Annotated in this window: 18 protein-coding genes and 3 tRNA genes; 14 read left to right on the top strand and 7 right to left on the bottom strand. The window is 65.5% G+C overall.

The features are described 5' to 3' along the window. Positions 1–7: 7 nt before the first annotated feature. The 5 genes from era (at position 8) to nagZ (ending at position 4,128) form a co-directional block, all read left to right on the top strand. Positions 8–871 (top strand): GTPase Era, encoded by an 864-nt coding sequence (era, locus tag DVS29_RS12145; RefSeq protein WP_118180795.1) that lies wholly within the window; start codon positions 8–10, stop codon positions 869–871. Continuing rightward, positions 858–1,814 (top strand): DNA repair protein RecO, encoded by a 957-nt coding sequence (gene recO, locus DVS29_RS12140; RefSeq protein ID WP_118180704.1) that lies wholly within the window; start codon positions 858–860, stop codon positions 1,812–1,814. The genes era and recO overlap by 14 nt, the downstream gene beginning before the upstream one ends. Then, entirely contained in the window at positions 1,811–2,575 is a 765-nt protein-coding gene (gene pdxJ / locus DVS29_RS12135; RefSeq protein ID WP_118180703.1) for a pyridoxine 5'-phosphate synthase, read from the top strand. Before recO ends, pdxJ begins: the two co-directional genes overlap by 4 nt. A 13-nt stretch (positions 2,576–2,588) precedes the next feature. Further along, complete coding sequence (acpS, locus tag DVS29_RS12130) at positions 2,589–3,005, top strand: holo-ACP synthase (protein ID WP_118180702.1); 417 nt, start codon at positions 2,589–2,591, stop codon at positions 3,003–3,005. Positions 3,006–3,099: 94 nt separating this feature from the next. After that, entirely contained in the window at positions 3,100–4,128 is a 1,029-nt protein-coding gene (nagZ, locus tag DVS29_RS12125) for a beta-N-acetylhexosaminidase (protein WP_118180701.1), read from the top strand. A gap of 83 nt (positions 4,129–4,211) precedes the next feature. Here the strand turns inward: nagZ and DVS29_RS12120 are convergent, their stop codons facing one another. From DVS29_RS12120 to earP, 4 genes are all read right to left on the bottom strand, one after another. After that, a complete protein-coding gene (locus DVS29_RS12120; protein ID WP_118180700.1) occupies positions 4,212–5,594 on the bottom strand; it encodes a sigma-54-dependent transcriptional regulator in 1,383 nt (460 codons plus the stop codon). Between the two features lie 165 nt (positions 5,595–5,759). Further along, entirely contained in the window at positions 5,760–5,969 is a 210-nt protein-coding gene (locus DVS29_RS12115; protein ID WP_118180699.1) for a CsbD family protein, read from the bottom strand. 300 nt (positions 5,970–6,269) lie between these two features. Then, the gene (efp, locus tag DVS29_RS12110) at positions 6,270–6,827 is read right to left on the bottom strand and encodes an elongation factor P (RefSeq protein ID WP_118180698.1); all 558 of its coding nucleotides are present in this window, start codon (positions 6,825–6,827) and stop codon (positions 6,270–6,272) included. 164 nt (positions 6,828–6,991) lie between these two features. Further along, positions 6,992–8,206: an elongation factor P maturation arginine rhamnosyltransferase EarP gene (gene earP / locus DVS29_RS12105; RefSeq protein WP_118180697.1), complete on the bottom strand. Its 1,215-nt coding sequence runs from the start codon at positions 8,204–8,206 to the stop codon at positions 6,992–6,994. A gap of 181 nt (positions 8,207–8,387) precedes the next feature. Here earP and uvrC point away from each other — a divergent pair, with 181 nt between their 5' ends. From uvrC to DVS29_RS12075, 6 genes are all read left to right on the top strand, one after another. Next, complete coding sequence (gene uvrC / locus DVS29_RS12100) at positions 8,388–10,760, top strand: excinuclease ABC subunit UvrC (RefSeq protein WP_118180696.1); 2,373 nt, start codon at positions 8,388–8,390, stop codon at positions 10,758–10,760. 135 nt (positions 10,761–10,895) lie between these two features. After that, on the top strand, positions 10,896–11,489 hold the full coding sequence (gene pgsA, locus DVS29_RS12095; RefSeq protein ID WP_118180695.1) for a CDP-diacylglycerol--glycerol-3-phosphate 3-phosphatidyltransferase: 594 nt from the start codon (positions 10,896–10,898) through the stop codon (positions 11,487–11,489). A 110-nt stretch (positions 11,490–11,599) separates the two neighbouring features. Next, positions 11,600–11,675: transfer RNA gene (locus DVS29_RS12090), tRNA-Gly, on the top strand. A gap of 40 nt (positions 11,676–11,715) precedes the next feature. Beyond that, a tRNA-Gly gene (locus DVS29_RS12085) sits at positions 11,716–11,791 on the top strand. Between the two features lie 66 nt (positions 11,792–11,857). Next, a tRNA-Cys gene (locus tag DVS29_RS12080) sits at positions 11,858–11,931 on the top strand. Between the two features lie 144 nt (positions 11,932–12,075). Beyond that, a complete protein-coding gene (locus DVS29_RS12075; RefSeq protein ID WP_118180694.1) occupies positions 12,076–12,633 on the top strand; it encodes a GNAT family N-acetyltransferase in 558 nt (185 codons plus the stop codon). A gap of 38 nt (positions 12,634–12,671) precedes the next feature. On the opposite strand, the gene DVS29_RS12070 is transcribed toward DVS29_RS12075, so the two are convergent. Together DVS29_RS12070 and DVS29_RS12065 are read right to left on the bottom strand one after the other, a co-directional pair. After that, positions 12,672–13,574 (bottom strand): cytochrome c oxidase assembly protein, encoded by a 903-nt coding sequence (locus tag DVS29_RS12070; RefSeq protein ID WP_118180693.1) that lies wholly within the window; start codon positions 13,572–13,574, stop codon positions 12,672–12,674. A gap of 75 nt (positions 13,575–13,649) precedes the next feature. Beyond that, entirely contained in the window at positions 13,650–14,285 is a 636-nt protein-coding gene (locus DVS29_RS12065) for an SCO family protein (RefSeq protein ID WP_420816100.1), read from the bottom strand. Positions 14,286–14,650: 365 nt separating this feature from the next. Here DVS29_RS12065 and otsB point away from each other — a divergent pair, with 365 nt between their 5' ends. Then, positions 14,651–15,403, top strand: a complete 753-nt coding sequence (gene otsB / locus DVS29_RS12060) for a trehalose-phosphatase (RefSeq protein WP_118180691.1) — start codon at positions 14,651–14,653, stop codon at positions 15,401–15,403. 94 nt (positions 15,404–15,497) lie between these two features. After that, on the top strand, positions 15,498–16,946 hold the full coding sequence (gene otsA, locus DVS29_RS12055; protein ID WP_118180690.1) for an alpha,alpha-trehalose-phosphate synthase (UDP-forming): 1,449 nt from the start codon (positions 15,498–15,500) through the stop codon (positions 16,944–16,946). Positions 16,947–16,997: 51 nt separating this feature from the next. Here the strand turns inward: otsA and DVS29_RS12050 are convergent, their stop codons facing one another. Continuing rightward, positions 16,998–18,839: an ABC transporter ATP-binding protein gene (locus tag DVS29_RS12050; protein WP_118180689.1), complete on the bottom strand. Its 1,842-nt coding sequence runs from the start codon at positions 18,837–18,839 to the stop codon at positions 16,998–17,000. Between the two features lie 701 nt (positions 18,840–19,540). On the opposite strand from DVS29_RS12050, the gene DVS29_RS12045 reads away from it, so the two are divergent. Beyond that, positions 19,541–20,605 carry a glycosyltransferase family 4 protein gene (locus tag DVS29_RS12045; protein WP_118180688.1) on the top strand — a complete coding sequence of 355 codons (1,065 nt, stop codon included), beginning with the start codon at positions 19,541–19,543 and terminating at the stop codon, positions 20,603–20,605. Positions 20,606–20,755: the final 150 nt, after the last annotated feature.

Below are 20,755 nucleotides of genomic sequence, written 5' to 3'. Positions count from 1 at the left end.
CTGCGGGATGGTCGCGATCGTCGGCCGTCCGAACGTCGGCAAGTCGACGCTGATGAACGCGCTCGTCGGGCAGAAGATCAGCATCACGTCGCGCAAGGCGCAGACCACGCGCCACCGCATCACCGGCATCCATACGCTCGACGACGCGCAGTACATCTTCGTCGACACGCCCGGCTTTCAGACGCGTCACAGCACCGCGCTGAACCGCTCGCTGAACCGCGCGGTGACGTCCACGCTCACGTCGGTGGACATGATCCTGTTCGTGATCGAAGCCGGCCGTTTCGGTCCCGACGACCAGAAGGTGCTCGACCTGATTCCGCCGAAGGTGCCGACGCTCTTGATCGCGAACAAGCTCGACCGCGTGTCGGATAAGGACTCGCTCTATCCGTTCATGAAGCAGATGAGCGAGCGCCACGCGTTCAGCGAGATCGTGCCGCTGTCGGCGAAGCATCCGGACGACATCACGCGGCTGATGGCCACCGTGAAGCCGTATCTGCCGGAAGGCGAGCCGATCTACGGCGAAGACGATCTGACCGATCGCAGCGAACGTTTCCTCGCCGCCGAGATCCTCCGCGAGAAGGTGTTCCGCTGGACCGGCGACGAGCTGCCGTACACGAGCACCGTGCTGATCGACCAGTTCGAAGCCGAAGGCCGGCTGCGCCGCATTTTCGCGACGATCCTCGTCGAGCGCGCGTCGCACAAGGCGATGGTGATCGGGCAGAAGGGCGCGAAGCTGAAGCAGATCAGCACCGAAGCGCGGCTCGACATGGAGAAGCTGTTCGACGGCCCGGTGTACCTCGAGACCTTCGTGAAGGTGAGGAGCGGCTGGGCTGACAACGAAGCGGGACTCCGCGCCTATGGGTACGAATGACCCCTGGGTGACCATGTCAGCCGATGCCGACCCGGATGCCTCCGGGCCGGCGCCCACCGCGCCGGTCCGTCCGGACGCGCCCGATAGCGATAGCGCGGAGCAGCCCGCCAGCTCCAGTTCTAACCCCAGCCCCGCGGCAGAAGCGCCAAACCGCGCGCCCGCGCCCGCAAAGAAAGGCGAGCGCCGCGCAAGCTCCAAACCACGCGCTCCCCGCAGTCCTTCCACCTCCGACTTCCGCGTCGCCGAACAGCCCGCGTTCGTGCTGCACAGCTATCCGTATCGCGAGACGAGTCTCGTGATCGACGTGCTGTCGCGCGATCACGGCCGCCTCGCGCTTGTCGCGAAAGGCGCGAAGCGTCCGCATTCCGCGCTGCGCGGCGTGCTGCAGACGTTCCAGCCACTGTCGCTGTCGTGGACCGGCAAGGGCGAAGTCCGCACGCTGACCGGCGCCGAGTGGGTGGGCGGCATGCTGCCGCTCGCGGGCGATGCGCTGCTGTGCGGCTTCTATGTGAACGAGCTGCTGGTGAAGTTCTGCGCGCGCGAGGATCCGCACCCGCAGCTCTTCCGTCACTACGTCGTCACGCTGACGCGTCTCGCGCACGACGAACCCGCGGTGCAGGTGCTGCGCTCGTTCGAACGCGTGCTGCTGCGCGAGACCGGCTACGCGATGGCGCTGAACCGCACGGTGTCGCGGCAGAGCGTGCAGCCCGACGGCCGCTACGTGTTCGACCCGGAACGCGGCGTGCGTGAGGCTTCGGACGACTATCCCGCGCAATGGCCCGTGATCTCGGGCCAGACGTTGCTCGATATGGAGCAGGACGATTACCATCGTCCCCAGACGATCGCGCAGAGCAAGACGCTGATGCGCTTTCTGCTGAACACTTACCTTGGCGGCGCGCCGCTCGCGACGCGCCAGATCCTGATCGACCTGCAGAGTCTATGAGCTTCTTCCTCGTCTCGCCAAACGTGATCGACCTCGGTGTGAACATCGACCACGTCGCCACGCTGCGCAACGTGCGCGGCACGTCCTACCCCGATCCGATCCGCGCCGCGCTCCTCGCCGAAGAAGCGGGCGCCGACGCGATCACGCTGCATCTGCGCGAAGACCGGCGACATATCGTCGATGCTGACGTGCGCTCGCTGCGCGGTCAGCTGAAGACGCGCATGAACCTCGAATGCGCGGTCACGCAGGAGATGCTCGACATCGCGTGCGAAGTGAAACCGCACGACGTCTGCCTCGTGCCGGAGAAGCGCCAGGAGCTGACCACCGAGGGCGGTCTCGACGTCGCCGGGCATTTCGCAGCGGTGCAGGCGGCATGCAGGCAGCTTGCCGATGCGGGCTCGCGCGTATCGCTCTTCATCGATGCCGACGACGCGCAGATCCGCGCCGCGCACGAAGCCGGCGCGCCGGTGATCGAGCTGCACACCGGCGCCTACGCGGAAGCGCACGACGAAGCCGGACAGCAGCGCGAATTCGAACGCGTGGTGCGCGGTGTGGAGCTGGGCCGCTCGCTGGGCCTGAAGGTCAACGCGGGCCATGGGCTGCACTACACGAACGTGCAGCCGATCGCGGCGATTGACGGCATCGTCGAGCTGAACATCGGTCACGCGATCGTCGCGCAGGCGATCTTCACGGGCTGGGACAACGCGGTGCGCGAGATGAAGGCGATCATGGTCGCCGCGCGTCTCGGCGCGCGCGCCTGAGGCCGCCCCGCACATGGCGATCTACGGCATCGGTACCGACATCGTGCAGGTGAGCCGCGTCGCGGCCGTGATGACGCGCACGAACGGACGCTTCGCCGGGAAGGTGCTCGGCGCCGACGAGCTGCGCATCTACCACGCGCGCAACGCACGTTCCGAAGCGCGCGGCCTCGCGTTCCTGGCCACGCGTTTCTCCGCGAAGGAAGCGTTTTCGAAAGCGATCGGGCTCGGCATGCGCTGGCCGATGACGTGGCGCGCGATGCAGACGCTCAACGAGCAGAGCGGCCGGCCGGTCGTCGTCGCGTCGGGCGAGCTGAAGACCTGGCTCGACGAACGCGGGATCACCGCGCGCGTGACGATCAGCGACGAACGCGATTACGCGGTGTCGTTCGTGATCGCCGAAACGCCGGATACGATTCCGTTCCCGTCCTGACGCCCGCCGGCGCACGCTGCGTGCCGCGCGGCACATGAAGCGGCGCGCCGCTGCGTCTCGATCCATCACTTCACTTCATTCCAGCACAACAGAGATGCCATTCAGTCCCGGACCCGTGATGCTCGACGTGGTCGGCAAGACGCTGACCAAAGACGACGTGCGCCGCCTCGCTCACCCGATGACGGGCGGCGTGATCCTGTTCGCGCGTCACTTCGAAAGCCGCGAGCAGCTGGTCGCGCTGACCGGCGCGATCCGCAAGGTGCGCGACGACCTGCTGATCGCGGTCGACCACGAAGGCGGCCGCGTGCAGCGCTTTCGCACGGATGGCTTCACCGTGCTGCCGTCGATGGGCAAGCTCGGCGCGCTGTGGGACGCAGACGTGCTGCTCGCCACGAAGGTCGCGACCGCGGTCGGCTACGTGCTCGCGTCGGAGCTTCGTGCGTGCGGCATCGACATGAGCTTCACGCCGGTGCTCGATCTGAACTACGGGCAGTCGCAGGTGATCGGCGATCGCGCGTTCCATCGCGATCCGCGCGTCGTGACGATGCTCGCGAAGAGCCTGAATCACGGTCTCGCGCTCGCCGGCATGGCGAACTGCGGCAAGCATTTCCCCGGGCATGGTTTTGCGCAGGCGGACTCGCACGTCGCGATGCCGGTCGACGAGCGCTCGTTCGACGAGATCTTGCAGCAGGACATCGCGCCGTACGACTGGCTCGGTCTGTCGTTGCAGGCGGTGCTGCCCGCGCACGTGATCTATCCGAAGGTCGATGGGAAACCGGCGGGGTTTTCGAGCGTATGGCTGCAGACGGTACTGCGCGAGCGCCTGCGTTTCACGGGCGCGATCTTCAGCGACGATCTGTCGATGGAAGCCGCGCGCCAGGGCGGCACGCTGACGGAAGCGTCGATGGCGGCGCTTGCAGCCGGGTGCGACATGGTGCTGATCTGCAACCAGCCGGACGAAGCCGGCAAGGTGCTGGACGCGCTGCGTGACAAGCGTCCGAAGGCATCGCGGCAGCGCCTGAAGGCCATGCGCCCGCGCGGCAACGCGCTCGAATGGGACAAGCTGATGAAGCAGCCGATGTATGTGGAAGCCCAGGCGACGTTGAAAGCCGCGCTGGGCTGAACCGTGGCGTAATCACCGCACCAAAAAAATGGGAGCCGCAGCTCCCATTTTTCGTTCCGGCGTCCACGCACTGCGCGGCGCGATCAGTTCAACCGCATCCGCTGCAGCTTGTTGTAGAGCGTCTTCGGGCTGATGCCCAGCAGCGACGCCGCGCGATGCCGCGTGCCGCCCACCGCGTCGAGCGTCGCGCGGATCAGCATCTCTTCCACATCCGCGAGCGGCGTGCCGACGGTCACCTGCACGCGGTTGCCGTTCAGCTCGCGCGAACCCGACGGGCTCGCATCGTCGACCTGCAGCGACTCGATCACGTCGCCGGATGCCGCATACGCGTGCCGCACGCGCTCCTGCAGCTCGCGCACGTTGCCCGGCCACTCGTACGCAAGACATTCGCGCACGAAGTTCGGGCTGATCAGGCGCGTCGGGCCCGTCATGCCGTGCGCGTCCGTTTCGTTGTTCAGCTCGTCGACGATCGCCTGCGCGAACAGCGCCGGATCGTCGCCGCGCTCGCGCAGCGGCGGCAACGCGAGCGCGGCCGCATCGAGACGCAGCCAGAGGTCCTCGTGCAGCGTGCCGTCCGACACCGCGCCGCGCGGGTTCTTGCTCGTCGACGCGATCAGCCGGCAGTCCGCCACTACATGGTTCGCGCCGCCGACGCGCATGAACGTCTGCGAATCGAGCGCGCGCAGCAGCGCTTCCTGCTGCGGAATCGGCAGCTCGGTGATCTCGTCGATGAAGAGCGTGCCGCCGATCGCCTGTTCGAAGAAGCCCGATTCGCGCTGCTCGACGCCGCCCGTGAGGCCGCGTTCGTGGCCGAACAGCAGGCTGTCGAGCGAACGTGTGCCGGCGAGCTGCGCGGCGGTCCGGCAATCGAACACGACGAACGGGCCCTTGCGGCGCCGGCTCATGTCGTGCAGCGTGCGCGCGGCCACTTCCTTGCCCGAGCCCGGTTCGCCGGAGATCAGCACCGCGGCTTCGGTCGGCGCCAGCTGTTCGAGCGCGTCGTACACGTGCTGGATCGCGCTGCTGCGGCCGATCATCGGCCCGTAGCGGCCGAGTTCGCGCAGCTTCATGCGCAGCTTCTGCACTTCCTCGGTCAGCTCGTACGGACGCGGGATGCGCGCGAGCAGGCTGCGCAGGCGCGGAATGTTGACGGGCTTCAGCAGATAGTCCCAGATGCCGTGCCGCAAGCCTTCGATCGCACTTTCGACGGTCGCGTTGCCGGTCATCACGATCACCGGCAGCGCGCCGCCGGGCGGTTGCGTCGGCAGATGCTGGAGCAGGTCGAGACCGCTGCCGTCCGGCAGGTTCAGATCGACCAGTGCGACGTCGGGAATGAAGCGTGTCAATGCGGCCCGCGCGTCCGCGAGCGTGATCGCGGTGTCGACGGAAAAGCCGTCGGCCGCGAGGATCGCGGACAGGCCGGAAAGGCTGTTGGGATCGTCTTCGACAATCAATGCGTGTGGCATGGGTGCGTTACTCGCTAGGTGTTCATGGACCGCGCGTGGCGCAATCCTGTTCTCTCATATTGACCCGCCGCCTGGCGGCGCCGGAAATCGACCGCGCGCGGTACGCCCGCGCTCCCCGCCGGCGACACCCGTCGCCGTTGTGGTCGAATGGGCATCCTTCGTTCGCTAGAGGATGTCCCGGTTGTTTTCAAAGAACCTGCGCACTTCGAGCTCGGCCTGGTCGCGCGTGCGGCCATAGCGTTCCTGAATCAGGCCCGCGAGCCGTTCGGTCCGTCCTTCGGCCCGCGTGAGTTCGTCGTCGGTCAATTCACCCCAGGCCGCCTTGGCCTTGCCGATCATCTGCTTCCACTTTCCTTCCGCGATGTCGTGGTTCATGGTCAGTCTCCCTGTTTTGTGGTTCGGGCTTCATCAGCCACGCATAACCCGAGCAGGGTTCGTGCCATCTTGGAATCGTCTGCTGAATCAACCGCTTACACAGTTTCTGCGGCGTTTTTCCCGCCATTCGTCCGCAAAATTGAACCGCAGGCCGGTAAAGTTTGCCTGATTTACAAAAATGTACACAACCGCGCGAAAAATAAAAAGCGCCCCGAAGGGCGCTTTTGGTAACTAACTGTAGTTTGACTACGCGGGCGGCCGATGCCGGGCCCCGCGCGCCACTACGTCGCGACGCTGCGCTTACGCGCGGCTGCGGTACTCGTTCGTACGCGTGTCGATTTCGATCTTGTCGCCGATGTTGCAGAAGAGCGGCACCTGCAGTTCGAAGCCGGTGTTCAGCTTCGCGGTCTTCAGCACCTTGCCCGACGACGTGTCGCCCTTGACGGCCGGTTCCGTGTAGATGATTTCGCGGACCAGCGTGGTCGGCAGTTCGACCGAGATCGCCTTCTCGTTGTAGAACACGACTTCGCAGCCCATGCCGTCCTGCAGGTAGTTCAGCGCGTCGCCCATCATTTCGGCTTCGACTTCGAACTGGTTGTAGTCGGCGTCCATGAACACGTACATCGGGTCGGCGAAGTACGAGTACGTCACTTCCTTGCGGTCGAGCACGACGACGTCGAACTTGTCGTCGGCCTTGTACACGGTTTCCATGCCGGCGCCGGTCAGCAGGTTCTTGAACTTCATCTTCACGACAGCCGAGTTGCGGCCCGACTTGTTGTATTCGGCCTTTTGCACGACCATCGCGTCGTTGCCGATCATCACGACGTTACCGGTGCGGAGTTCCTGGGCGATCTTCATAAAAACAATCCTGTAGATAAATAGCTCAACGATGCTTCGAACGGCATGGCGCCAAACGGGAGGACCTGTAGACGACCTGCTGCCCATCCTCCCGGCGTCGTCACGAACGCGGATCAGCGCCGGAAAATCTGTTGCGCTTGCGTCGTCTGCCGCTGGATAACCGCTTATTTTAACTGAGTTTTTGCGAATTCGGCGAGATTTCCGGCCAGGTCGCCGATCGCCGCGAGCTCGCCGGCCCATGCCCGCGCGCGCGCCTCGAGCGCCGGGCGATAACGCAGAAACTCGGTCCAGTCGGGGCCGGATCCGGGCTTCGCTGTGTTCCACGCGTCCCAGAAGCGGGCGAGCGCGGCGGCGGCATCGGCGTCGAGGGACGTCGTGTAGTGCGCGAGCGCCGCATCCAGCTTCGGCAGGTGCGCGTCGTCGGCCTGCGGGTAGATGTGCCAGACGAACGGCCGCGCCGCCCACTGCGCGCGGATGAACGAATCCTCGCCGCGCACGAAATTGACGTTGCTGGCCCACAGCAGCCGGTCGTAGCCGCTCTGGTCCGTGAACGCGAGCCCGTGCGCGCGCAGCCGGCCGGATTCGGCCCGCGCGCCCGCGCTGAACGACGGCAGCCCGAAAAAGCGCGCGACCGCGCCCGAGATCCGGCCCTCCGGCACGAGCAGCACGACCGGCTGGCTGCCGTCGCGCCACTGTTCGAGGAGCGCGTCGACCGCGGGATTCTCATACGCGAACAGTGACACGACGATGGCGTCGCGCTCCGGCGGCGCGCTGCCCACGACGTCGTGCCACCAGCGCTCCCGGACGGGAGGCGACGCTTCGAACGCCGCGCGCGCCGCGTCGAGATCGCGCTCCTTCAGCACACCGCCCGTGCCGCGGCCAAGGCCGGGAAAGAAGAAATGCTTGAGCAGCGGATAGCGCGGATGCGGCGACGGCCGTAGATGGAATTCGGCCACCCAGTCCTCGCCGCTCAGGTACTCGAGGTTGAACCACACCGGCGTGCGCTCGCGCCGCGCCATCGCGGCGAGGTAGGCGGGCGGCAGCTCGCACGCGAACGCCTCGATCACGACGTCCGCGACCGCGAGCGTCTCTCCCGCATGGGCCGGCTCGTGCCAGTGCTCGATCTCGATGCCGTCGATCTGCTGCCTGGCGCGCGCGGTGTCGAGGTTGGGGCAGAGCCGCTGGAACGCGTGCAGGTCGTCGATGAAGACGCGCACCTGCCAGCCATGCTCGGCCGCCAGCTGCCGCGCGAGCCGCCAGCAGACGCCGATGTCGCCGAAGTTGTCGATCACCGCGCAGAAGATGTCGCAGGCAACGGCGCCGGCGTTTGGGGGCGCGATGCCCGAGGCACGGGAAAAACCGGAAGACGAGGACACCATGATGTCGGGCGGGCCTCGCGTGAACGGCGGCGGCGCGGCCGGCCGGGCGCTCGCGCACGCTGCGCCGCATGGTTCGGCCACGGGCGGAATGTTCTAAACTGGCGATTCTAAAGCACCACCCGCCACGATACAGACCTCCGTGCGAGCGCATCGCGCACCGGAGGCATCCGACCCGACCTGCATGACCGAATCCGCTACTCCCGAGTCCGCCGACACCTTCGAGCCGAAGAAAGTGCTCGCGCAACTGCCGCATCTGCCGGGCGTGTACCGCTACTACGACGAGCACGGCGCCGTGCTCTACGTGGGCAAGGCACGCGACCTGAAGAAGCGCGTGTCGAGCTATTTCACGAAGACGCTGCTGTCGCCGCGCATCGCGATGATGGTCACGCGGATCGCGCGCGTCGAGACGACGGTCACGCGGTCGGAAGCGGAAGCGCTGCTGCTCGAGAACAACCTGATCAAGGCGCTCGCGCCGCGCTACAACATCCTGTTTCGCGACGACAAGTCGTACCCGTACCTGAAGCTGACGGGCCACACGTATCCGCGCATGGCGTACTACCGCGGTACCGTCGATCGCAAGAACCAGTACTTCGGGCCGTTTCCGAGCGCGTGGGCGGTGCGCGAGAGCATCCAGATCCTGCAGCGCGTGTTCCAGCTGCGCACCTGCGAAGACTCCGTGTTCAACAACCGTACGCGGCCGTGTCTGCTGCACCAGATCGCGCGCTGCTCGGCGCCGTGCGTCAAGGCGATCAGCGAGGAGGACTACGCGCGCGACGTGTCGAACGCGTCGCGCTTTCTGCTCGGGCGGCAGAACGAGGTGATGAAGGAACTCGAGGAGAAGATGCACGCGTTCGCCGCGGAGCTGAAGTTCGAGCAGGCGGCAGCGGTGCGCAACCAGATGAGCTCGCTGTCGACGGTGCTGCACCAGCAGGCGATCGAAACCGGCGGCGACAACGACGTCGATATTCTCGCGGTGGTCGCGCTCGGCGGACGCGTGTGCGTGAACCTCGCGATGGTGCGTGGCGGCCGCCATCTCGGCGACAAGGCGTACTTCCCGGCGCACGTGGAGAGCGCGCTGGCGGCGGAAGACGATCTCGCGCTGGCGGATCACGAAGCGGCGGGTCTGGCTGCGCTTGAAGATGGCGCGGCGGCGGGCGGCGACGATGAGCGTGAACACGCGGCCGCGCGCGGTGCTGGCGGCGGTGGCGCCTCCGGAGATGCAGACGCCGAATACGATCTGCTCGCGTTCGCCCAGGATCTGGGCGATGAGGACGATGACGGCGATGCGTCCGCTGACGACGATAGCGACGACGCCAGCCTCGTCGCATCCGAAAGCGCCGACACCGCGGCTTCATCGGTCAGCGATGCTTCGACGTCTTCAACCGAAGCCCCATCGTCACGACGCAAAAAGCGCCGCGCGGACAGCGACGGCATCGAGGCCGAAGTGCTCGAAGCGTTCATCGCGCAGCACTATCTCGGCAACCGCATTCCGCCGGTGCTCGTTGTCAGTCACGCGCCGGCCAATCGCGAGCTGGTCGAGCTGTTGACCGAGCAGGCGGGGCACAAGGTCGCCGTGCTGCGTCAACCGCAGGGGCAGAAGCGCGCGTGGCTCGGGATGGCCGAGCAGAATGCGCGGCTCGCGCTCGCGCGGTTGTTGTCCGAGCAGGGCTCGCAGCAGGCGCGCACGCGCTCGCTTGCGCAGACGTTGAGCCTCGAGCCGGACGATCTCGCGCGGCTGCGCATCGAGTGCTTCGACATCAGCCACACGATGGGCGAGGCGACCCAGGCGTCGTGCGTGGTCTATCACCATCACAAGATGCAGTCGTCCGAGTACCGGCGCTACAACATCGCCGGCATCACGCCCGGCGACGATTACGCGGCGATGCGCCAGGTGCTGACGCGCCGCTACGAGAAGATGGTCGCGCAGGCGGCCGGCAATGCGACCGACGACGCGACCGCGCCAGCGGATGCGCCCGCGGCGGAGCACGCGGACGAAGCGGTGGCGGATGCGTCGGGCGATCCTTCGGTGTCCGGTGAAATCGCCGCGGCGGATGCAGCGGGCAAGGTCGCCGAGGATGCCGCGGTCGAGAAGACGACGCCCGCCGGCACGCTGCCGAACATCGTGCTGATCGACGGTGGCAAGGGCCAGGTCGAAATTGCGCGGCAGGTGTTCACGGAGCTCGGTCTCGATCACTCGATGCTGGTCGGTGTCGCGAAGGGCGAGGGGCGCAAGGTCGGCCTCGAAACGCTGATCTTCGCCGATGGCCGCGCGCCGCTCGAACTCGGCAAGGAAAGTGCGGCGCTGATGCTGGTTGCGCAGATCCGCGACGAGGCGCACCGCTTCGCGATCACCGGCATGCGGGCGAAGCGCGCGAAAGCGCGGCAGACGTCGCGGCTCGAGGAACTCGAAGGCGTCGGCGCGAAACGCCGGCAGCGGCTGCTCGCACGGTTCGGCGGTCTGCGCGGCGTGGTGGCGGCGAGCGTCGACGATCTGGCGAGCGTGGAGGGCATCTCGCGCTCGCTCGCCGAGCAGATCTACCGGCAGCTGCATTGACGTTCGCCGTCCGGACGACACCTGCGAGCCGATACGCGCGTATGTCGGACAGGCCGCTCACGCAGCCTGACGTTGCTTGTGGCAGGCGTGTCGACGCGGCACAATTGCATCTCTCTTTCAGGATGGCGTCAGCCCATGCCGTTTAATTTCCCGATTTTTCTGACGTGGCTGCGGATTGTGCTGATCCCGCTGATCGTCGGCGTGTTCTATCTGCCGTCGATGATGATGACGCTGCAGCATCGCGACATGGCCGCCGCGGCGATCTTCATCGTCGCTGCGCTGACCGACTGGTTCGACGGCTACCTCGCGCGGAAATGGAACCAGACGTCGGCGTTCGGTGCGTTTCTCGATCCTGTCGCCGACAAGTTGATGGTCACGGCCGCGCTGCTCGTGCTCGTGCAGCTGTCGCGGATCGACGCGGCGATCGCGCTCGTGATCGTCGGCCGCGAGATCGCGATTTCTGCGCTGCGCGAATGGATGGCGCAGATCGGTGCATCGAAGAGCGTCGCGGTGAATTCGCTCGGCAAGTTCAAGACCGCCTGCCAGATGGTCGCGATTCCGATGCTGCTGTTCTACGGCCCGTTGCCGTTCGGCGGCGGCATCGCGATCGACACGCGCGTGTGGGGCTTGTGGCTCATCTACGTGGCTGCGTTCCTGACGATCTGGTCGATGCTCTACTACATGAAGCTCGCGTGGCCGCAGATTCGCGAGCGCGGCGGCATTGCGTGACGGTGCTCGTAGCGGAAAACAAACGTGGCAGGGGGTTGACACGTTTCAGCGGTTTATACATAATCTCGTCTCTCCGGTGAACGCGGTTCTGAACGCCGGAGCAGCAAAACGCGGGAGTAGCTCAGTTGGTAGAGCGCAACCTTGCCAAGGTTGAGGTCGCGAGTTCGAGACTCGTCTCCCGCTCCAGAATTTTGAAGCAGCGTTTTGTACCCGGTTTTGACTCCATGCGGGAGTAGCTCAGTTGGTAGAGCGCAACCTTGCCAAGGTTGAGGTCGCGAGTTCGAGACTCGTCTCCCGCTCCAGTTTTATCAGGTAGCGACCAAGGGGAAGCAACGCTTCCCTTTTTATCAGGTCGACCGCCCGCTTACGGCGCGATAGCAAAGCGGTTATGCAGCGGCCTGCAAAGCCGTGTAGGCCGGTTCGACTCCGGCTCGCGCCTCCAAGGAAAAAGAAAAGCCCCGCACAGTCGGGGCTTTTCTTTTTTCGTCGCCGTTTCGTTGCGATGAAGCGCGGCTCCGTGTTTTCAATGGTGTCGACCACCCGCGCAATCGTGGCATCATGCCGCCATCAGCTTTCGGGATGTCCCATGAATACCCGTTCTACCGACGATCCGAATTCCACCTCCACCGAAGCCGAACTGTCCGCCATCGAGTGGCGCTGGAAATCGTTCGACGACCTCACGAATGCCGAGGTCTACGACATGCTCGCGGCGCGCACAGCGGTCTTCGTGATCGAGCAGCAGTGTCTGTATGACGACGTCGACGGACTCGACATCGGCGCGTGGCATCTGTTCGCATACGGCAGTGACACGCGCGACAACCGTGATAACGATGGAAGCGGCGCGGCGCCGAAACTGGCCGGCTATCTGCGTGTGCTGCTGGCTGAAGCAGACGGTGCCGACGAGACCGAGACCGACATCCGCATCGGCCGCGTGCTGACTACTGCGGGATTTCGCGGCATTGGGCTCGGCAACGCGATGCTTCATCGCGCGATCGCCCATATCCGCGAGCAATGGCCGCACACGCCGATCCGTCTGCACGCGCAGGCGCATCTGCAGAAGTTCTACGGCGCGTTCGGCTTCGCGGCGATCTCCGACATTCACGAGGAAGACGGCATCCCGCACGTGTGGATGCGCGCGGCGTAACGCTGCGTTACGCGCTCATTGCGTCATCAATGCGGCATTCACTGCGCGGCGTCAGGCGTGCCGAGCACGTGTGATCGCGACTCCGGCGCAGCGCGCTGTTCTTTCGCCCGTTTCTCCGCCCGTTCCTCGCGCAGCCGCGTACGGGCCGACAGACGCATCCAGTGGCGCAGCGCGATCAGCGCGGCGATCACGCTCATCATCGAAGCTGGAATCCACACCAGCAGCCCGCCGATCTGCTGATCGCGCATCGGGCTCAGCCACGTGAATGCACGCCCACAGATCGAGTAGATCGGATAAAGCTCGTGCGACGAAAAGAAGATGAACGCGCCGAGCAAAATTTGCGGCGGAATCACGGCGATCACCAGCAGCACGCGTCGCCCGGGCGCGAGCCGCGCGGGCGGTGCGGGACGCGGATCGAGCACGAGCCACCAGAACATCAGCCCGTCGATCGCCATGCTCCAGTTCATCACGCGATAGAGCCGCCAGTCGAGCATCGCCGCGAAGTGGATCGACGAGGTCAGCCAGAAATAGATCAGCCCGACGAACAGCAGCCCCGCGATCACCGGATGCAGCAGGAAGTCGATCGCGAGACGCACCGGCCGCGCCGCGAGCACTGGCCGCACGAAGCGCTGGCGCCAGCGAAACGGGATGCCCGCGCGCATCGCGGCACCCGGATACGACAACGCAATGAAAAACGGTCCCAGATGATGCAGCACCAGGTGCTGCAGTCGATGCATGAAGAACTCGTGCTCGAAGTAGTAGTCGAGGCGCGTGTGCAGCACCACGTACAGCGCGATGAGACCGAACCAGAACGACAGTTGCCGGGGCAGCGATACCTTCGCCTTCTTCGTGCCGCGCGCGAACAGCACCGCCGCGACGAGCGTCGCGATCACCACCGTCGGTGACGGTTCCCACGGTTCGAGCCAGTAAAGCAGATTCATCGTGCTGAATGACGTCAGTGAAAAGTGTGGTCCGGTTTCGCCATCGCACGACGCGCGGCAGCGAAGCCGGTCGGCTCAGGTGCTCGAGTCGATGACGCGGCGCAGATCGTGCGCGATCACGTCGGGCGTATCGTTGTCGGTGGCGAGCAGCCGCGCGTGGCCGTCGGCATCGAACACGTAGATCGCGGAACTGTGCGTCACCTCGTAGTCGCCGTTCGGATCGCGCTTCTCCATCTGGTACGCGACCCGATAGCGCTGCGCAAGCCCTTCGATCTGCGCGTCGCTGCCGGTCAGCCCGATCGCGTGCTGCGCATCGAACGCGCCGACGTAGTCGTGCAGTGCTTTCGGCGTATCGCGCGCGGGATCGACGGTGATGAAGAGGATCCGCACGTGATGCGCGTCGTTGCCGAGCTTCCCTAGCACTTGCATCAAACGCGCCATCGTTTCCGGGCACACGTCCGGGCAATGCGTGTAGCCGAAGTAGACGAGCGTGGTGTCGCCGTGAAAGGACTGGGCGGTGACGGGCTTGCCGGTGTCGTCGGTCAGCGAGAAGCGCAGGTCCGGCAGATGGCCGCTCACGTTGGTCAGTTGCCACGGGCCATCGTCGTGCGAACAGCCCGCGAGTGCCGTCGCGGCAAGCACGGCCGCGAGCGCGCAGGCCGCGGGCAAGCCGCGCAGCCGTTTGTATGAAAGTGCAAGTGCTGGGAACAAAGCCGATGTCCGAAAGCTCGATTTCTGGCGAGACGGTGCTGTGTAGGCAATGGCGTCGTCTCGCGTACAAGCGCGTGCGGCGTTGCCGCCGGAGTGCCATGATGGATGCCGACTGTATCGCAAATCAACGCGCGCCGTCGGCGTGGAGGGCGCGCTGCTACGCGGCCGAGGCAATATGACGCATGATGTCGAAAGCCCGCTGTAGTGTTGCTTTCGATGGACCACTTTGGAACGCGGCGCAAAATGGCGGATAGCCGCGAGTCGTACGGCGCGCTCCGCCCCGCGCGTTCTCGATAAAACGGGCGATGCGCGGTAAGATGCGCAAACTTTTCCGGCTGCATGCAGCTGAAAGGCAAATTAGACCGATGCAAGCACTTCCGGCTGAACTGTCTCTGCACGAGACGGCTTTCTTCTTCGATTTCGACGGCACGCTCGTCGAACTCGCGTCCACTCCCGACGGCGTGATCGTGCCGCCGGAGGTGCCGAAGCTCCTGACGGAACTGCGCCGCCTGACGGGCGGGGCGGTGGCGGTCGTGTCGGGCCGCGGCATCGACAGCATCGATTCGTTTCTGCGCATGCCCGATCTGCCGATCGCGGGTCTGCACGGTGCCGAGCGTCGTGACGCGAACGGCGACACGCAGCGCATCGGCTTCGACGACGAGCGCCTCCTGCGCATGGAGCGCGTGCTGGCCGAAGTCGTGCGCGAGCATCCGGGCATGCTGCTCGAGATCAAGGGCGCGGCGCTCGCGCTGCACTACCGCAACGCGCCGGATCGCGAGCGCGTGGCGCGCGAGGCGACGCAGAAGCTCGTCGCGGATTACTCGGGCGCCTATGTGCTGCAGCCGGGCAAGATGGTCTACGAAATCAAGCCGAAGGACGTCGACAAGGGCCGCGCGTTGCGCGCGTTCCTCGACGAGCCGCCGTTCGCCGGCCGCTCGCCGGTGTTCGCCGGCGACGATCTCACCGACGAAAAGGGCTTCGCGGTCGTCAACGACTTCGACGGACTGTCGATCAAGATCGGCGCGGGCGACACGATCGCGGGCACGCGCATCGAATCGGTCGGCGCGCTGCTTGGCTGGTTGACGGCGGTGGTCGCGGCCGTGGGCGGTCACGTCTGATGCGCGCGCTGATTCGCGTGCCGATTCGCGCGCATCACGCTATCGCACAAGCTGCGGTCACGCGTATGCACGTTCCTGCTGCAGGCATCGCGTCATGAGCCGCCTCATCATCGTCTCGAACCGGGTCGCGCCGATTTCCGAGGGTGGTCCCGCGGCCGGCGGGCTTGCCGTTGGCGTGTACGACGCGCTGAAGGAAACAGGCGGCATGTGGTTCGGCTGGAGCGGCGACGTGCTCGCGTCCGGTCAGCCGCAGATCAAGGTCGAAGAGCGCGGGCCCGTCACGTTCGCGACGATCGGTCTCGTGCGCCGCGATTACGATCAGTACTACCGCGGCTTCTCGAACGCGACGCTGTGGCCCGCGTTCCACTATCGCGCGGACCTCGTGCAGTACGACCGTCACGAATTCGGCGGCTATTGCCGCGTGAACGAGTGGCTCGCGCAGCAACTCGTGCCGCTCCTGCGCGAAGACGACGTGATCTGGGTCCACGACTATCACCTGATTCCGTTTGCGCAGGCGCTGCGCGCGCGCGGCGTGAAGAACCGCATCGGCTTCTTCCTGCATATTCCGTTTCCGGCGTCGCAGGTGTTGCTGGCCGTGCCGCCGCATCGCGCGCTCGTCGAGGCGATGTGCTCGTACGATCTGCTCGGCTTCCAGACCAGGCCCGATCTGCGCGCGTTCTGCGACTACGTCGTGAACGAGGCGGACGGTGCGGTCGAACCGGCAACGGGTAACGCGCCGCAGGTGGTGAACGCGTTCGGCCGCACGCTGCACGCGGGCGCGTATCCGATCGGCGTCTATCCGGACGAGATCGCGGAGCTCGCGAAAGCCGGCGCGCGCGGCAAGCCGCTGCGCACGCTGAAGGCGACACTGCATGCGCGCAAGCTGATCATCGGCGTCGAGCGGCTCGATTACTCGAAGGGACTCGTCGAGCGTTTTCGCGCGTTCGAGCGGCTGCTCGAACACATACCGTCGATGCACGACAAGGTGTCGCTGCTGCAGATCGCGCCGCCGACGCGCGCCGACATGCACGCGTATCAGGACATCCGGCTGCAGCTGGAAGCCGAGTCCGGCCGCATCAACGGCCGCTTCGCGGAGCTCGACTGGACGCCGATCCGCTATATCCATCGGCAATACGAACGATCGGTGCTGGCCGCCTTGTTCCGCGCGGCGAACGTCGGTTACGTGACGCCGCTGCGTGACGGCATGAACCTCGTCGCGAAGGAGTATGTGTCCGCGCAGGATCCGGACGATCCTGGCGTGCTGGTGCTGTCGCGTTTCGCAGGCGCCGCGCAGGAGCTGCAGGGCGCGCTGATCGTCAATCCGATCGATATCGACGGCATGGCGGAAGCACTCGCGCGCGCGCTCGACATGCCGCTCGCCGAGCGGCAGTCACGCTATCAGGACATGATTGCGCAGCTGCGCGAGAACAACGTGTCGGTGTGGCGCGACAACTTCATGCGCGATCTGGCGGGGAGCGGCAGGGGAGCGATGCCTCCCGATGTGCCGCAAGCGGATACGGATGCGTTGCCGGCCGCGCAATAAAACATCAATCGCCGCCGGCGCATTCCGTCATCCCATCGCAGCAGCACGACCTCACACCACGTGCTGCTGCTCGTCGACCTTCTTTCCGCTGGAGTGGAACGGGGCCATGCCCTTGCCGTGCTGCTTCGCGAGCAGCTCGCGATAGAGGCCCGGACGGTTGCGCAGCTCTTCGGGGCTGCCGTCGTCGATCACCTTGCCGGCGTTCATCACGATGATGCGGTCGAAGTTGTTGAGCGTCGACAGCCGGTGCGCGATCGCGATCACCGTGCGGCCCACCATCAACCGGTCGAGCGCCTGCTGGATCGCTTCTTCCGATGCGCTGTCGAGCGCGGACGTCGCTTCGTCGAGCAGCAGGATCGGCGAGTTCTTCAGGATCGCGCGCGCAATCGCGATGCGCTGACGCTGGCCGCCCGACAGCTTCACGCCGCGGTCGCCGACGATGGTGTCGAAGCCTTCCGGCATCGCCTCGATGAAGTCCGTGCAGCGCGCGTCGCGCGCCGCCGCGAGCACTTCCTCGCGCGTCGCCTCGGGGCGGCCGTACGCGATGTTCTCGTAGACGGTGCGGTGGAATAGCGAAATGTCCTGCGGCACCAGCGCGATCGCCTGGCGCAGACTCTGCTGCGTGATCGCCCCGATGTCGGCGCCGTCGATGCGGATCGCGCCGCCCTGGGTGTCGTAGAAGCGTTGCAGCAGCGCGAGCACGGTGGATTTGCCCGCGCCCGACTTGCCGATCAGCCCGACGCGCTGCCCCGGCTCGATATGCAGATCGAAGTGATCGAGGATCGGCTTGCGGCGCGGATACGCGAACGTCACGCTTTCGAAATCGACGCGGCCGCCTTGCGGCACGAGTTCCGTTGCGTCGTTGCGGTCGGGCATGCCGTGCGGTTCGAGCAGCGTCTGCACGGCCTCCGCGAGACGCGCGATGTGCTGCGTCACGTCGACGAGCGCCACCGCGAGGTCGCGCGTGCCGTGCAGGATCGTGAAACCGAGCGAGCTGACCAGCACGATGTCGCCGGAGGTCGCCTTGCCCTGGGTCCACAGCCACAGCGCCCAGCCGAGCAGCCCGGCCGACAGCAGCGCGGTGATCACCGCGTGCAGCAGCCGCAGCTTCTCGAGGTACAGCAGGCTCTGCTGGCGCGCGTCGAGTTCCGCTTTCACGGTCGCGCCGAAGCGCGCCTGCTCGCTGAACGTCATGCCGAACGCGCGCACCAGCGACATGTTGCCGATCACGTCGACGAGTTCGCCGTCCACCGACGCGGCCCGGGTCGCGAACGCATGGTGGCGAGCGGAGCCGCGGCCCGCGAGCTTGTACAGCACGATAGAGAGTATGGCGGACGAGATCAGCAGGCCCGCCGCCATCAGCGGATTCACGCTGATGATCATCACGATCGCGCCAGCCACCGCGATGCACGGCGGCAGCACGTTCCACGCGGTGGTGTTCTCGGCCGTGTAGACGGCGTTCGAGGTCGCGGTGATACGGCTCGCGAGCATGCCCGGCTGCTTTTCGGCGTAGTAGGTCGGCGAGTGGCCGCTCAGGTACTGGAACAGGTCGCGGCGCAGGTCGCCCGTCACGGCGACGAACGTATGCGCGGCCATCCAGCCGCCGATCCGCCAGAGCAGATTGTCGGCGGCGATCAGGCCGACCAGGATTGCGAACGCCGTCCAGAGCGGGCCCTGGTGCGCGCGGCCGCCGGCGAGCACGTCGATCAGGTGCTTGATCGCGTACTGCGAGGCAAGCGCGCATCCGACGGCCGCAAAGACGCTGCACAGCACGATCAGGTGTGCGAGCGGATGGCGCCGGATGAACCGGAAGAGGAACGCGAGCGGCCGGTGCGCGTAGCTCGAGAGCTTGGCGTTGTGGGCGTTACGCTGGGCGATGGTCAAATGTTCCAATTGATCGTGTATTGGTCGAAAAAACGGTCGTTGCTGTAAATGTGGCCACGCATGTCCTTCATGCGAAACCATAGTGGATGTCCCGGCATTGTAAACACCCATGCGACGTTCCGGAGGCCCGATCGCCGTCTGGCGGGGCTTTTAACGAGATAGTGCCGTGCGGTGCCGACGGCTGCAGAGCCCCTGTGCACCATGGTGATTCATGCGGGATAGCGGCAATTTCGGGATATAATTGACAGGTTGCACGCATCGTGCCCGGAAGCGGCACGGTCTCATGCCCCATTTCCCCTCCCGCCGGCGGAGCGAACAGGTGCGGCAGCGGTCTTCGACAGGACGAACGCCCAGAGTAGAACTGTCTTGAAAAACAAGGGTTTGCAAAGTGTTTCGCCCTTGTAACAACGTAAAGACTTTGAAATGTAGGGTTCTCCCTGACCTCGAAAACCCGATAATTCATACCCCACGGGGTTTCGGATTTTTCTGACAGCTATTTGTCAACGACGGCACGGCAAATGCGTTAACCGCACAGTGCCGCCGTCGGCGAGCGTCAGCTCCGATGTCCGTGCCAGGCGATCCATCGCAGGATTTCTCGAACGAAACAGGCCCCGGCGGGCGCAAGCGTCCGCCAACTTGCCAAGGCGAGCCACGCGAGTCGCTTTCACTTCACCGAAGTTTTGCCTGATTTTTTACGAGGAGTTCCTCATATGCGTATCGCTCAAATCGCTCCGTTGCACGAGGCGGTTCCACCCAAGCTCTATGGCGGCACCGAACGGGTGGTGTCCTACCTGACCGAAGCGCTGGTCCAGCAAGGACATGACGTGACGCTTTTCGCCAGCGGCGATTCGAAGACGTCCGCGAAGCTCGAAGCTTTCTGGCCGCAGGCGCTGCGCCTCGACCCGACGATTCGCGACGTGATGGCGCCGCACATGCTGCTGCTCGAAGAAGTACGCCGCCGCGCGGAAGAATTCGACGTGCTGCATTTCCACATCGACTACTACCCGTTCTCGCTGTTCGCGCGCCAGCCGGTGCCGTTCCTGACGACCATGCACGGCCGTCTCGACCTGCCCGAACTGCAGCCGATCTTCAGCACCTTCAACGACGTGCCGGTGGTGTCGATCTCCGACAACCAGCGCCAGCCGCTGCCGCAGGCGAACTGGCTGTCCACCGTCTACCACGGTCTGCCGGAAGACGTGCTCACGCCGATCCCGAACGTCGAGCCGGGCTACCTCGCATTCCTCGGCCGCGTGTCGCCGGAGAAGGGCCTCGACCGCGCGATCCGCATCGCCGGCCAGGCAGGCATGAAGCTCAAGGTCGCCGCCAAGATCGACAAGGCCGACCGCGCGTACTACGAAGAAGTGATCAAGCCGCTGATGGCGCTGCCGCACGTCGAGTACATCGGCGAAATCGGCGAAGCGGAAAAGCGTGAGTTCCTCGGCAACGCGCACGCGCTGGTGTTCCCGATCGACTGGCCGGAGCCCTTCGGTCTGGTCATGATCGAAGCCATGGCCTGCGGCACGCCGGTGATCGCGTTCAAGCGCGGCTCGGTGCCGGAAGTGATCGAGAACGGCGTGTCGGGCTTCGTCGTCGAAGACGAGATCAGCGCGGTGGCCGCGTTGAACCGTCTGCACACGCTGCCGCGCGCGAAGGTGCGTGAAGCGTTCGAGCAGCGTTTCTCGTCGAAGGTGATGGCGCAGAACTACGTCGCCACGTACGAAGAGCTGCTGCGCCAGAAGCGCCGCACGGTGCTGCGCGAAGTCAACGCAGGCTAAGCCGACGCAACGGCAGGCACGCCGCGTGAGCGCGCGCTGTGCCTGAAGCACTGAACGCAACGCCCCGCATGGTTTGCCACGCGGGGCGTTGTTGCATCTGCGCGTCAACTTTGGCCGGATCGCCGCGCGATGAATCGTTTTCGTTACCGC

This window comes from Paraburkholderia phosphatilytica (assembly GCF_003443895.1).
In the GTDB taxonomy this organism is placed as follows: Bacteria; Pseudomonadota; Gammaproteobacteria; order Burkholderiales; family Burkholderiaceae; genus Paraburkholderia; species Paraburkholderia phosphatilytica.
This window is presented reverse-complemented; position numbering and strand designations above follow the sequence as displayed.